We start from the raw sequence: 12,891 nt of genomic DNA, 5'->3' as shown, positions 1-12,891 counted from the left end.
CACCCAACCCTAATTTGAACGGCAGTACCATCGGCTGTAAGAAACCGCCATTTTTGCCAATAACCAGGCCTGTGCGTAATTGGCATACTCGAACACCATGCTCCTTGGCTTTCACTGCCTCGTTTTCCCATTCGACACAAAGCTGGCGGCCAAAATCATCTTGGCCAGGTGATGTTTCATCGAGTATGGTATCGCCCTGGTTACCATAGTAGCCAATTGCTGAGCCACTCAAGAAAACTCTAGGCTTAGTTTGTGCTCGCGCAATAAATTTCACCAGATCCTGAGTAACATCAATGCGGCTATGTAGAAGGACTTGTTTGCGCTCATCCGTCCAGCGTTTACCAAAAATCGGTGCGCCAGCAAGATTGATAATGGCTTCAAAATAATCAGACTCGGATAGTGTCTTCAAGGATTTGAGTGGCGTCACTTGATCGCCAAATATGGCATTGACTTTATCAGGGTGGCGGCTATAAACCGTTAATGTGTGACCCGCTGCAAGTAATGCCGGGCATAATGTTTGGCCAATAAACCCAGTTCCGCCTGTTATCAGTATTTTCATGAACTGGTTCCTTATCAATCACAAAGCGCGGGGTAACTGAGGGTCAGAGTAAATTTAGTGAATTGAATAATTGCAAGATTTCATAACAGAAACTTTAAATTTACCCTGACCCAGTTATACCCTATTGCACTATAAACATTCACGCATACTTTTACACATTTCAAGCTGCATGTCCCCCTTATCTATTGCAAGTAATTAACAAACCCAAGCAAATTTAGGAGCCATGCAGAGTGTAGCTGAATGTGGATGATGCGTTGCAAACTGCAATCCCTACGGCGGTGCGCAAACTTTTGCAGGAAATACGAGCATGGCGTAGGTTGGTGCGGGAGTGAGAGATGTTGGGCTTCATTTCATTCAACCCAATCTACCGAGCTGTTTGGAATGTTAGAACTGATAATCATGCATTTTAAAAACCGAGGTCTAGACACGCAGCATCCAACCATACCAATCCCGCTACAGGTTTCACCTGAAAGCTTGCGAATGCTATGATAACTGCATAGCTCCAACCATTTTCCGCGCGTATGGCTTTCGCTTCTTTTTCTTTTCTCGTGAAGAAGCTCATCTGCATGTGCATGTCAATCATGCGGAGGGGGAAGCAAAGTTCTGGCTGGATCCGCAGATTGCGCAGAACATCGGCTTGAGTGGCAAGGCGTTAAAGCAAGCACAAACACTTATTGAGGAACATGAATATGACATCCGAGTTGCTTGGCAACGACATTTTGGAAGCTGAAGTTACCAATGTTTCAAGACATGGCTTCTGGCTTCTGCTTGGAGACGAGGAGCTGTTTGTTCCGTTCAGTGAATTCCCATGGTTCGCGCAAGCTCCAATCGGCAAGCTGATGAATGTCGAGTTGCCGCAGCCCCACCATTTGTACTGGCCGGAACTGGATGTGGATTTGGATGTTGAATCCATCAGAAACCCTGCTGCTTACCCGCTGGTAGCGGACGCTTAAAAAAACATCTGGGGACGGAGCCAGCCGCCCTAATGCCTGCATATCTATTTATTGATGGTCGTCCCACTTGCTCGTTGTGCGGCGAGTTCCTTCAAACCCAGCAAGAGCTTGCACAGAATGCTTTCCCAGAATGGCAATCCGAGCATGGATAATCTGGCTGCAATTTTCAGCGCAGTTCGCTTACGCTTGAATGTTGGTCTCGAAGTTCATATAGAAAATTGAATTTTTAGAGGCGACTTAAAACCGCTGTTGGCCCTTTTAAGCTTAAAATAGAAAACGTGCCCTACCCCCAATTGTTCTCACACCCTCGCGACCAGCTTTGGCGCTCATTTATTAAGTAAAGGTTCCGATGTACCCAGTCCAAGATGTTGATGCGATTCTTTTATTGTCCCTGTCTGTCGCGGCGAAGCGGCGGCCTGCTGACCTGACGGAGATCATTACGGCAATTGATCTGGCACATGATGCGATCCCTTCCGGGAATAAATTATCAGACGCCTTCGCCCGGATGTCGGCATACGGCCTGGTTATAGAGATTGAAGGCGACTATACGCTCTCGGCCGATGCGCAGGAAATGATGACCAGCCAGCGCAAGAATGACGACACGGAAAAGAAGTTGTTTCGCCTCAAAGAGCATCTCGCCAACTACCACCGCAAGGGCGAGCACGCGGCCATCCTGATACCATCCGATCAGCTCCTTGCCGCTATAGCAGCGTTTCGGGCGGGCAAAAAAACTGCGGGCAGAAACTTGCTGAGAGACAAACCCAAGGCGGTCTGGATACCCACCAAGGAACTGGCTAATTTCAAGGGCAAGCCGTTTCCATCCAAGCGGCGCAAGACCTGAATCGTGATCGCCAACGGGAACATCGGCGCTCACCTTAAAACGCGATGCAATTGCGCTGCAAAATGCAGGATCAAAATATGACTACCCAACCAAGCAACACCTCACCAAACTCCACAGACAGCACCGGCAATTCGTTCAACGGGCTGCCGCTGGCGCCCGCGATGCAGGCGACCCTGCAGCAACTCGGCTACCTGGCGATGACACCGATACAGGCCGCCAGCCTGCCGATAACGTTAGCGGGACACGACCTTATCGCGCAAGCAAAAACTGGCAGCGGCAAAACGGCGGCATTTGCTCTGGCCCTGCTCACCAAACTCAACCCGCGCCGCTTTTCGGTGCAGGCGATGGTGCTTTGCCCCACGCGCGAGTTGGCTGACCAGGTCACCCAGGAAATACGCCGGCTGGCGCGCTCTGCCGACAACATCAAGATACTGACGCTGTGCGGCGGCTCGACTATGCGCCCGCAGATCTCCAGCCTGGAACACGGCGCGCACATCGTGGTCGGAACGCCGGGACGCATCATGGACCACATGGAGCGCGGCACGCTGAACCTCGAAGCGCTCAACACACTGGTGCTGGATGAAGCGGATCGCATGCTCGACATGGGTTTTTACGAAGACATCGCGTACGTCGCGAAGCGTTGCCCGGCAGAGCGCCAGACGCTGCTGTTCTCGGCGACCTACCCCGACGGCATAACGCGGCTGGCGCGCCAGTTTATGCGTACACCGCAAGAAGTGAAGCTGTTGGAGCAACATGAGGAAACCAAAATACGCCAGCGATTTTATAAAGTCGAAGAGGCACAGCGCCTGCAAGCAGTCGCGGTGCTGTTGAAACACTACCGCCCGGTCAGCACTCTGGCCTTCTGCAACACCAAGCAGCAATGCCGCTCGCTGCTCGAAGCGCTGTATGCCCAAGGTATCAAGGCGCTGACCCTGAACGGCGATATGGAACAGCGTGAGCGCGACCAGGTGCTGATCCAGTTTGCCAACCGCAGCTGTACTGTATTGGTGGCAACCGACGTCGCCGCACGCGGACTGGATATCGACAAGCTCGAAATGGTCATCAACGTCGATGTCACGCCCGACCCCGAAATCCATCTACATCGCATCGGCCGCACCGGGCGAGCCGACCAGAACGGCTGGGCATTGACACTGTGCGGACCGGCGGATCGCAACCGCATCATCACCATCGCCAAATCGATGCGCATCGTACCGGAGTGGCACGAGCTGGACGAATTGAAAGAAGACGATCAGTCCCCGCTGGTGCCGCCAATGATCACGCTGCAAATACTCGGCGGGCGCAAAGAGAAAATACGCGCAGGCGATGTGTTGGGCGCGCTCACCGGTGATGCGGGTTATACCCGCGAACAAGTCGGCAAGATCGCCGTCACCGAGTTCTCCACCTACGTCGCCGTGGATCGAAACATTGCCCACGAAGCCGTGCGCAAATTGACGGCGGGCAAGGTGAAGGGCAAGACGGTTAAGGTGCAGGCGCTGTAGGCGAGGAATTCGAAGCTTGCCCTTTGAAATAGCGCTATGCGTGCACGCTATATTGACCATAAACAAGTCCTAAGATTACATCAGGACTTATTTATGAGTAACTTGTATGACAAAGCCAATCTCTCGTGCTTATTCTCGCTACGCCAAAGAGTCCTTCGCTTTGCTTGGGATGATGATTCGCGTTGTTCGTATTGAACACAAAATGACTGTCAGAGAGTTGGCCGCACGCGCGGATGTATCCAGACTATTTTTCAAAAATTGAATCATCTATTTGATTATATTAAATAATTAATTAAATCAAACTCACTATTGCATCGTCTAAAATGTTGGCGTATAAACACACAAACACCGATAAATAAGGATCACCATGAATATGACTCGCTGGAATGTTGCTGTCTCAGCCGACACAGATCGATCTCTTCGCATGTTTCTCGCTAGCCAGGGAGGAGGCAAAAAAGGAGATTTATCACGCTTTATTGAGGAAGCAGTACAGGCACATATTTTAGAGCTGACAGCCGAACAAGCGAAAACCAGCAACAATAACGTGAGCGAAGCTGACATAACATCAATGGTTGACGAGGCTTTAACCTGGGCGCGTAAACGCTGATGCGCGTCGTTCTGGACACAAACATTCTGTTCAGTGCGCTTATATCTCCTCATGGTGTTCCTGATGCAATTTATCGTGCCTGGCGTGCGGCGCGATTTGAGGTGGTGACCTCGCAAACACAATTGGAAGAAATTCGCCGAGCCAGCCACTATCCAAAATTTAAAGCCGTTTTACAGCCCTCAAAAGTGGGCACTATGCTCAACAACTTGCAGCGTGGCATCGTGCTGGAAAAACTGACCATCACCACTGAAGCCGAGGACCCCGACGATTCGTTTTTATTGGCGATGGCACTGCAGGGCGATGCAGATTATTTGGTGACAGGTGATCGCCGCGCTGGCTTATCGCAACGTGGTCATATTGAACGAACCAGAATTATCACCCCAGCCGCCTTTTGTGATGTAGTGCTGAAGTGAGTCAATACGAAAGCGCGGACTATCATTCTTAACCTGAAGGACTATCACTGATGAAGTCACTACGAAATCCCAACCGTCGCCCCACTCATCCGGGCGCGATCCTGCGCGAAGATGTGCTGCCCACGCTGGAAATGACACAGACCGAGCTAGCCCAACGCCTCGGCGTGTCCCGGCTCACCTTGTCGGAACTGCTGCATGAGAAGCGCGGAGTCACGCCGGAGATGGCGCTGCGCGTCGCCAAATTGCTCAACACGACACCCGAAAGCTAGTTGCGCATGCAGCAGGCTGTTGATCTATGGGACGTGCAACAGCATCCGGAGAAGCTGGCCAACATCAAGCCGCTGAAGAAAGAATTGCTGACTGCGTAGCTTTATCAGCAAAAACAATTCGAGTCCGGTACATTTTAATCATACACCATACAATTATAAGACTTAGCTAGATGGAACCTGAATACCCCAAAGTAGGTGCCTCACAGCGCATAGGTAGATATGCCCAAAAAGCACTTAGTGCAAATCAGCCGCTGACTTGGCAGAAAATTGCATTAGATGGCGATTGTGATGTTGGTTTTGATTATCACTTCCAAATAACAAATGCGGGTTCTGTGATAGTTCCGTTTAGAGGTCAGTTGAAAGGGAGTGAAAATACTAAGGTCAGCAAGAAAGGGCTGATTGATGTTCCATTAAAAACAACTACTTTGAATTTCTATTGCAATACAACTGAACCAATTCTTTTATTGTATGCTGATCTGTCTGCTGACAATGACCCGAGGAAATGTCCTGTATATTTTCAGTGGGTTCATGATGAGATCAAGGAAAAACTAGGGGATGAAGAATATTTTTCATCGGCTCAGCAGGAACACACATTCCACGTCCCGATTAGTAACCTGCTAACGGAAAAATCTCATGACAAGATATTAGAGTACCTGCTCATACAGGTAAAAAAGCTTAGGGCTTCAGATGTTTTGCACACTGTTATTAGCCAAAAATCTCCAGGTAGAGAAAGCGAAGTTTATAAAGGGATCAGGGATAGATTAATTAGTGGCGAGACGTTCCTCGATTCAACCCTGTCAGGGTCTCAATTCCCTTGGCTGACTTCTCCTGAGGGAAGTGTGGCCCATCAGCTCAAAGCAGTTCATGAAAAACTAGAACATAGTGATGACCAAGGGGCAATCAAGCTTCTAACTCCACTCGCCAGTGTAGATAAAAATGCACATGAGGAAGCCGAATTCCACTATCAGTCTGCGAGAGTAGAACTGATACAAAATAAAAAATTGGAAGCATGTACTGTGTTCGAAAAAGCTCATTTGCTAATGGAAGAAGAAGAGCGATACTTAATTGGATGGTTGGAGACCCGCTTGTCACTTATTAGCGATGATCAAGATCAGGGAGAGCTTTCTAAGCTTCTGCAGTCTGTTCCTAATAGTGGTTCAAGAGAGTCACTTTATTTAAGATCTGTGATCTTATCGTTGCTTGGTTCTTATGCGGATGCCCTTCAGTGCCTTGATGGCATGGTTTTAAAAGATGCTGCTGTAGCGAAAGCAAAAGTCTACTTGCTACAAGGTGATTGGATTGGGCTTGAAGGCACCTGTACCTCTTCAATCGAGAAAGGGGGCCTGAGAGAAAGAGATGAGCGACTTCTCCGAATGTTTTTATCGAGAGCGCAATTCATTCAGGCATTCGACTTGGTTGGCAAGCCATATCCCTTAAGGATTCCTACATATGGCACTCCGAGGATGAAGATTAATAAAGTTCTGGAGACATGGTCCACTCTAACAGTGGTCTTAGGTCAAATGAAACAAGCTGGGTGGCCGATAGCAGTTGAGTACCTGTTAGATATGGTCGCGATAACGGCCCAAGTACTTGAGAAACAGTATGAGGTGCTGCCACTGATAAAAGACTTGGCCAAATCCCGGCCATATTTGCATGCTGTAAATGAGGCCCTGGGTCAACTTGCAATCACTTCAGGGGACAGGATAACGGCATTAGAGGCTTTTGAACGATTACCAGAGGATGAAGAGGTTCTGTGTAAAAGAACACTAGCCAACTATGAGCTGAAGAATAAAGACAAGGTTATCGAGTTGGGTGAGAGATTATTGCCTTACAACGGTGAGAGTGACTTATATCCCTCATGTATGTGTGTGGCTGCATTATCAAGCGACGACGTCATCCATCCAGGTAAACGCGAATTATTTTTGACAAGGCTAAATCAGGAACCCAAATGGCATGACGCACTTGCAGTAGCAAAGTTTGTCATTGATAGCTCTGATTCGCTCAAGTTTACTGAGGCATTGGACAACTTGCGCCAGGCTCATAACAAATATCCGGAGTCGGTAACCGTTAGTTCTCACTTGTTCATGGTTCTAGATGCAACCAAGAAGGATGAGGCGAATGAATGCATTGAACTGGCAAAAGCAATTCGAACACATCGGTTGCTGGGGTTGGATGAGAACTTGCACCTTGGGCAAGCTTTTATTACCTCTGGCAGGTGGGATGAGTCCATTCAATTGGCTGATCAGGCCCTTCTGAAATACGGTGATCAAACACGGTTTCATGTGCTCAGAGCATTCGCATTGGACAAGAAAGGTAATGTGGCTGGTGCGCTTGAATCGCTGAATACGGTTCTAAAAGCAGACGGTTATGATGCTACTGCTTACGAACAATACATCAGTATCGCCAGTCGCTGCGGATTGTTTGAAGAAGCAAAGGAACTTGTTAGAAAGCATTATCAGCAAAGCACATTGCGCGAAGACAAATTGGATGCTCTAAAGTTACTGTTTAACTTGGAGTACAAAATAAATCCTGGAAGCAACTCGTTAAAAGGGATTGCAGATCAACTCGGAAAACTCGTACAAAGGGATATAGAAGAGGAAGAAGGCCTTTACCTGCAGCTATTCTTCGCGGCGACCTTAAGCACAAAAGAAGATGAAGTGGATCAGGACGAGGCTAGACTGTTTCAAGAACGGCTGAGAAAGTTTTCAGAGCAGTTTTCTGACTCTAGATTGCTCCGGCAGGTTGAAGTCCCGAAAGATGGGGAAGGCATCCTCAAAAAGCTCCGTGAATTGACAGGCATGACGCCTGAAATAATCGCCAACCTCGAACGTAATGAAAGAAAATTGCAGTCAGGTGAAATGTCGGCACCGTTTATTTGGAGGCCAAGATTATTACCGAATATTCGGGATGTAGCTCATTTATGGGAAGTTGCAAAGAGTTCGAAGAAAGATGCCAGACAGTACCATTTGCTATTGTTAGCTGAGGTTGATCGTGTCCCAGTTGATTTGTCTGATGGTTCTCAAAAATTACCTTTGCTCGACTTGCCTACTTTGCTTTTGCTGGAAGACTTGGAGCTGCTGGGTAAAGTTATAACGCTGTTTGGCCGCATTGCGGTACCGAAATTTGTTATTGCTGAACTGACTTCATTGTCTCACCCGTTTACGGGGACATTCAACATTGCTCTTATAGACCGTGTGCTCGAAAGACTGAGAAATAATCTCTCACAGGTAATTCAACCGGGAAATTTGTCCAAGGCCATATTATCTGGTGGCCCAATAGCCAAAACAAACGAGTTCTTGGAGATATGCAAAACAGGCGACTATTTGTTGTACTCGGATGATGCTGTTTTCAGAATGTATCTGACACATGAAACACCTAAAACGACAAGCATTTGCTCATTGGATGTACTCCAAGCTTTGGAGACTCAAGGGCATTTTTCATGTGGTGACGTTGCGAAAACCTTAGCGCAACTATGTCGGTGGAACGTTGGAATAGTAGTGCAGCAAAAGTATTTCCTTGCAGCCATCCCACCCGAAATTGTTTCTTATTCTGAATCCACAATAATCCTTGGCATGCTGAAAAGTGCAGATGACTTTATGGCTCTTGCTAAAGGTGTTTGGGACTTCAAGCTGAACTATGAAGGTCTAGTTAGACATATAGCTTATTTGCTCTCCTATCTGTCTCGAGAAGGAACAGAGAGAGTAGAGATTGTCGCGGCGATTTGGCAGCTTTGGGCCGAGAAGGTCCAATTTAACGAAAAGTTGGGGGCACCTCCTGAGATGCATTTGGCAAATTCACTTGTTTTAGCAGGAAGCTTTATGCGAGGGTGTAAGAAAGAAAGCATGGAGCGACTATGGAGCGTATACAGAGATGCGGTTGAAAAAGTCTTAGGAGTATCTTCAAATGAGAAAAGTATGAAAAAGGCATTGCTGGATGTGGCTATCTTGAGCGCTGAAATCGCTAATGCTAATGCAAAAGTTGCGCAAACAAAATCTTCGAGTGGAATCGAAACGTCTGAGATTGGGGGAGTAATTATTGAGACGCTTTCATCTGGTTTAGTTGAGGGAACGCAGGACTATGATGACTTTATGAAAGCTTACTCAGATAAAAGAATTGAATTGGCGACGAACTAGAGAGTTGGCTTCGATTTTTTAAAAAAGAGATATACAGTCATGAATTGGGGTCATCAGCTTAAGGTGTCCTTTTTGAGGATAAATACACATGAATAGTGAGCTGACCTATCGATTTTGCAAATTTTGTACTAAATTTTTTAAAACCAGCTGTCCACCATGTCGTCCAGCTCCGGCTTGCACTTCTTCAGCTGGGCATTGTAGGCGGCCGATTTATTTCTGACCTTGTTGGCTACCTGCTTCAACCATCCCTTGTTTTTCCAGCTTCCACTCTGATAACCACTACGCCCTTCATGATAGGCGAGGTACTGGTTGTAGGCATCCCATTTGGAGATGCCAAGGATGCGTTGCGTCGTGTGGGTATACCAGCCAACAAAATTGATCGCATCGGCAAAATCATCACGGTCATGGCCGCCGTTGTCCGTCTCATTTACATAATCTTCCCACGCCGGATCTTGCGCCTGGGCATAGCCGTAAGCCGATGAGCGGCGCGGCAGTGGGATAAAAAGAAACCAGTCTCGTTCCGGTTGCGCATCACTGACAAAACGCGATTCCTGATCGATAATCGCCATCATCACCCACACCGGCGTTCCCCAGCTTTCATTGGCATCGCGGGCAGACTCATACCAATCGGTTTCACCACGGAAGATGGAGCAGATATTATCGGTACGCGCAGGTTGATAAGTCGCGCAGCCTGAGCACAACAACATCATGGCCATCACAGCAAGATAGGGGCGTGACGTTAGTATCATTTTTCCATTATCCGTAATATGGGCGCAGCAATCAAAGAATGGAAAAATCCGGGGAAATTTAAGCAAAGCGTGAGACCCGGAGGCAGTGGTTGATCCGCGCAATACGGCTTAATAGCTATTGTCTGCGGCAGCCAATTTGGCGGATTGTTTTTTCATGCTACTGAATACGGCTTTGGCTGGCATCCAAAGTGAAACGTCCACGCATCGCTCCATTAGCCTTGGCAGCGTAATCAAATCAAGGTAAATCAATGGGGCTAAACTCGATCGATCTTGCAATCGATAGGGTCAGGTATCAATGCTGTTCGGTTAAGCCAGGCAAACCAGAAAACCGTTCGGGCCGAGCTTGTCGAAGCCTTATGTCCGAACACCCACCCTTCGACAAGCTAAGGGCGAACGGCATTATCCGAATAGTATTGGGTCAGGTATTGCAATCACACTTTTTGAAAGTATGAAGAGGTAAAAAGCTTAGCTTCGAATTTGTTTCTCAAGCCACCGCCAGTTCCATTTTTAACGTCTTGCCCAGCACCGCTGCTGCACTGGCCAGTGTGGTGAGCGTGAGGCTGGTGTCGTTCTCGTCCAACAGGCGATTCAAGGCGGCGCGGCTGGTGTGCATCTTTTTCGCCATCTCTGTTTTGTTCAGGTTTTGCGCTTTCATTTCCTGTTCGATCTGCCACGTAATGACACGTTTGACGGCGACAGCGGTGGCTTCATTCAGCGTGGCGTTCTCGGTAAGAAATTCATCGAAGCTGCTGCCGATATTTTTCTTGCTCATGCTTTTCTCCTTAATTGTTTCAATCGCTCCTTCGCCAGATCGAGATCGGGCTTGGGCGTCTTTTGTTGTTTCTTGATGAAGCCGTGTAGCAACACCATGATATTTCCTTTGAGCGCGAAGAGTATTCGCGCGATGCGCTTCTCCAGCCTGATACGCACTTCCCATATATCGCCACCAAGATGCGCTACCAGCGGCATGCCGAGTGGCCAGCCGAATTGCACTGTCTTCATATCCTCACCTATGATTTTCTTTTCTGTTGCCGACAGAGATCGAAGCCATTCGCGTACCGGTTCATTGCCGGTATCCGTTTTGAAGAATCTAACGTCCAAGGTTGGCGTGGTCATGTTGCATAGCGTACCAATTTTGGTTCGCCATAGCAAACATATCTTTAGGGCAAATAATCAGGGAAAACCGAGATTCATTGCCTATAAATCTCGGCTTCGCCAGCTTTCAGTTTTCACCACATTGATATGTGTAACATGTCACATTACAATTTCCTTTCATGATAAAGAGCTTTTCGCACAAAGGTATCAATGCCTTTTTTAAGACAGGCTCCAAGGCCGGTATTCAGGCAGCACAGGCACCACGTTTACGATTGCAATTGGCTGCGTTGAATCTCGCAAAAGTACCTGCCGATATGGCCAGCTGCATGTGTTCAAGGGAAATCTGACAGGCCACTGGGCGATCACGGTCAATGGAAATTGGCGCATCACTTTTCGATTTGAAAATGGCAATGCGCTGTTGGTGGATTATCAGGACTATCACTGAGGGGTGTAAAAAATGGCACCCATGCACAACCCGCCGCACCCCGGCGAAATCTTGCGAGAATGGCTGGGCGAAATGAGCGTTACCGATGCGGCTCAGCATCTCGGCGTGGCACGCGCTACGCTTTCCCGAATATTGAACGGCACTTCCGGTATCTCGGCGGATATGGCATTGCGCCTTCAGGCTGCTTTAGGCACTAGCCCTGTAATGTGGATGGGGTTACAAAATGATTACGAACTTTGGCTGGCATCCAAGGTGCAACGTCCACGCATCGTTCCATTAGTCTTGGCAGCGTAATAAAACCAAGGTAAATCAATGGGGCTAAACTTGATTGATCCTGCATCTGCCCTCAAATTTCTTGTAGAAACAAAAAAAACCGGCATCGCTGGGCGATCTTACCCCTAATAAATTATCCTAGCCGTGCGCGTAAATCTGCATAGACGTCATCGCGGGTTGCGACCGACAGGATGGTCACTAATTTCTTTGCGTCGTTGACGTGGTAAATAAGGCGAAACTGCGGCGTGGTGATCTTGATTTTGTAACAATCGGGAAGTTCGCGGAGTGCGTCTTTCGCTACACGGGGAAGCTTGAGACGTTCTTTGGCTAGCTTTTCTTTGAAGCGTTGCTTGATGCTGCCATCCAGTTTTGCCCATTCTTTTTCGGCATCGGGATGGATAGCGATTTCATAGCTCATCCAGCTTTACCTTGCGCGCTTTGCTTAATGACGAGAGGCGTTCTTTCGCGCGATTTATCGCGATGTTTTCGGCGATGGAGTCCAGCATTGCTTCCATCATTCTGGGCGAGACGATGTAGCCCGCTGGCTTGTTGTGGTTAAGGATGGCAACTGCCTGATTTTCGTCTTCTGCGCGCTTGAGTATACGTGTCGGTGACTCGCGCAGCTCGGTGACTCCGATGGTGATTCCTGCATGTATGGCGTCCATATTTTGTCCTTAATAATGTACGCTTAAGTGTATTGAATTGTGCGGTCATGGTCAATTACTTTGATTCCAACCAATGAACATAATGAGGAGGAAACCCAATTTTTTTTGCAGGTATTTTAATCGGGCTTAACTCCGGTTGTTTTTTCAAGCCATCGCCAATTCTGCCTTCAACGTTTTGCCCGTCACCACCATCGCATTGACCAGTGTGGTGACCGTGAAGCTGGTGTCGTTTTCGTCCAGCATGCGATTCATAGCAGCGCGGCTGGTGTGCATCTTTTTTGCCAACTCTGTTTTATTCAGGATTTGCGCTTTCATTTCCAGTTCGATCTGCCACGCGATAACACGTTGCCCGATGGCGGCGGGAAAATTCATAGTGCCCAAGAACTAGAA

Annotated in this window: 18 protein-coding genes; 11 read left to right on the top strand and 7 right to left on the bottom strand. The window is 48.1% G+C overall.

What is annotated here, in order from left to right; translation table 11 throughout:
- A partial coding sequence (locus MJ769_RS03100) for an epimerase (protein ID WP_239234383.1) occupies positions 1-559 on the bottom strand: 559 nt, incomplete at its 3' end.
- A 568-nt stretch (positions 560-1,127) separates the two neighbouring features.
- Here MJ769_RS03100 and MJ769_RS03095 point away from each other — a divergent pair.
- The 9 genes from MJ769_RS03095 to MJ769_RS03055 all read left to right on the top strand — a co-directional run bounded on the left by MJ769_RS03095 (position 1,128) and on the right by MJ769_RS03055 (position 9,274).
- On the top strand, positions 1,128-1,289 hold the full coding sequence (locus MJ769_RS03095) for a DUF4160 domain-containing protein (RefSeq protein ID WP_239234382.1): 162 nt from the start codon (positions 1,128-1,130) through the stop codon (positions 1,287-1,289).
- Complete coding sequence (locus tag MJ769_RS03090) at positions 1,243-1,512, top strand: DUF2442 domain-containing protein (RefSeq protein WP_239234381.1); 270 nt, start codon at positions 1,243-1,245, stop codon at positions 1,510-1,512. Before MJ769_RS03095 ends, MJ769_RS03090 begins: the two co-directional genes overlap by 47 nt.
- 349 nt (positions 1,513-1,861) lie before the next feature.
- A complete protein-coding gene (locus tag MJ769_RS03085) occupies positions 1,862-2,353 on the top strand; it encodes a hypothetical protein (protein ID WP_239234380.1) in 492 nt (163 codons plus the stop codon).
- A 77-nt stretch (positions 2,354-2,430) separates the two neighbouring features.
- Positions 2,431-3,852, top strand: a complete 1,422-nt coding sequence (gene dbpA / locus MJ769_RS03080; protein WP_239234379.1) for an ATP-dependent RNA helicase DbpA — start codon at positions 2,431-2,433, stop codon at positions 3,850-3,852.
- A 106-nt stretch (positions 3,853-3,958) separates the two neighbouring features.
- Positions 3,959-4,114 (top strand): hypothetical protein, encoded by a 156-nt coding sequence (locus tag MJ769_RS03075; RefSeq protein ID WP_239234378.1) that lies wholly within the window; start codon positions 3,959-3,961, stop codon positions 4,112-4,114.
- Between the two features lie 105 nt (positions 4,115-4,219).
- Entirely contained in the window at positions 4,220-4,459 is a 240-nt protein-coding gene (locus tag MJ769_RS03070; RefSeq protein ID WP_239234377.1) for a ribbon-helix-helix domain-containing protein, read from the top strand.
- Positions 4,459-4,872 (top strand): putative toxin-antitoxin system toxin component, PIN family, encoded by a 414-nt coding sequence (locus MJ769_RS03065; protein ID WP_239234376.1) that lies wholly within the window; start codon positions 4,459-4,461, stop codon positions 4,870-4,872. The genes MJ769_RS03070 and MJ769_RS03065 overlap by 1 nt, the downstream gene beginning before the upstream one ends.
- A 50-nt stretch (positions 4,873-4,922) precedes the next feature.
- A complete protein-coding gene (locus MJ769_RS03060; RefSeq protein WP_239234375.1) occupies positions 4,923-5,141 on the top strand; it encodes a HigA family addiction module antitoxin in 219 nt (72 codons plus the stop codon).
- 170 nt (positions 5,142-5,311) lie between these two features.
- Complete coding sequence (locus MJ769_RS03055; protein WP_239234374.1) at positions 5,312-9,274, top strand: tetratricopeptide repeat protein; 3,963 nt, start codon at positions 5,312-5,314, stop codon at positions 9,272-9,274.
- A 137-nt stretch (positions 9,275-9,411) separates the two neighbouring features.
- On the opposite strand, the gene MJ769_RS03050 is transcribed toward MJ769_RS03055, so the two are convergent.
- The 3 genes from MJ769_RS03050 to MJ769_RS03040 form a co-directional block, all read right to left on the bottom strand.
- Positions 9,412-10,023: a transglycosylase SLT domain-containing protein gene (locus tag MJ769_RS03050; protein WP_239234364.1), complete on the bottom strand. Its 612-nt coding sequence runs from the start codon at positions 10,021-10,023 to the stop codon at positions 9,412-9,414.
- Between the two features lie 484 nt (positions 10,024-10,507).
- Positions 10,508-10,795 (bottom strand): XRE family transcriptional regulator, encoded by a 288-nt coding sequence (locus tag MJ769_RS03045; protein ID WP_239234373.1) that lies wholly within the window; start codon positions 10,793-10,795, stop codon positions 10,508-10,510.
- Complete coding sequence (locus MJ769_RS03040) at positions 10,792-11,139, bottom strand: type II toxin-antitoxin system RelE/ParE family toxin (protein WP_239234372.1); 348 nt, start codon at positions 11,137-11,139, stop codon at positions 10,792-10,794. The genes MJ769_RS03045 and MJ769_RS03040 overlap by 4 nt, the downstream gene beginning before the upstream one ends.
- A 307-nt stretch (positions 11,140-11,446) precedes the next feature.
- Here MJ769_RS03040 and MJ769_RS14510 point away from each other — a divergent pair, with 307 nt between their 5' ends.
- Positions 11,447-11,563 carry a type II toxin-antitoxin system RelE/ParE family toxin gene (locus tag MJ769_RS14510; protein ID WP_239234371.1) on the top strand — a complete coding sequence of 39 codons (117 nt, stop codon included), beginning with the start codon at positions 11,447-11,449 and terminating at the stop codon, positions 11,561-11,563.
- A 12-nt stretch (positions 11,564-11,575) separates the two neighbouring features.
- Positions 11,576-11,857, top strand: coding sequence for a HigA family addiction module antitoxin (locus MJ769_RS03030; protein WP_239234370.1), 282 nt, complete (start codon positions 11,576-11,578; stop codon positions 11,855-11,857).
- Between the two features lie 112 nt (positions 11,858-11,969).
- Here MJ769_RS03030 and MJ769_RS03025 read toward each other — a convergent pair whose 3' ends face one another.
- The 3 genes from MJ769_RS03025 to MJ769_RS03015 all read right to left on the bottom strand — a co-directional run bounded on the left by MJ769_RS03025 (position 11,970) and on the right by MJ769_RS03015 (position 12,873).
- Positions 11,970-12,254, bottom strand: a complete 285-nt coding sequence (locus MJ769_RS03025) for a type II toxin-antitoxin system RelE family toxin (RefSeq protein ID WP_239234369.1) — start codon at positions 12,252-12,254, stop codon at positions 11,970-11,972.
- Positions 12,244-12,501, bottom strand: coding sequence for a type II toxin-antitoxin system prevent-host-death family antitoxin (locus MJ769_RS03020; RefSeq protein ID WP_239234368.1), 258 nt, complete (start codon positions 12,499-12,501; stop codon positions 12,244-12,246). The genes MJ769_RS03025 and MJ769_RS03020 overlap by 11 nt, the downstream gene beginning before the upstream one ends.
- Positions 12,502-12,645: 144 nt before the next feature.
- On the bottom strand, positions 12,646-12,873 hold the full coding sequence (locus MJ769_RS03015; RefSeq protein ID WP_239234367.1) for a helix-turn-helix domain-containing protein: 228 nt from the start codon (positions 12,871-12,873) through the stop codon (positions 12,646-12,648).
- Positions 12,874-12,891 lie beyond the last annotated feature (18 nt).

This window comes from Candidatus Nitrotoga sp. BS (genome assembly GCF_927797785.1).
Classification (GTDB): domain Bacteria; phylum Pseudomonadota; class Gammaproteobacteria; order Burkholderiales; family Gallionellaceae; genus Nitrotoga.
Note: the sequence above shows the minus strand (reverse complement) of the source record. Positions and strands in the feature narration are given on the sequence as shown.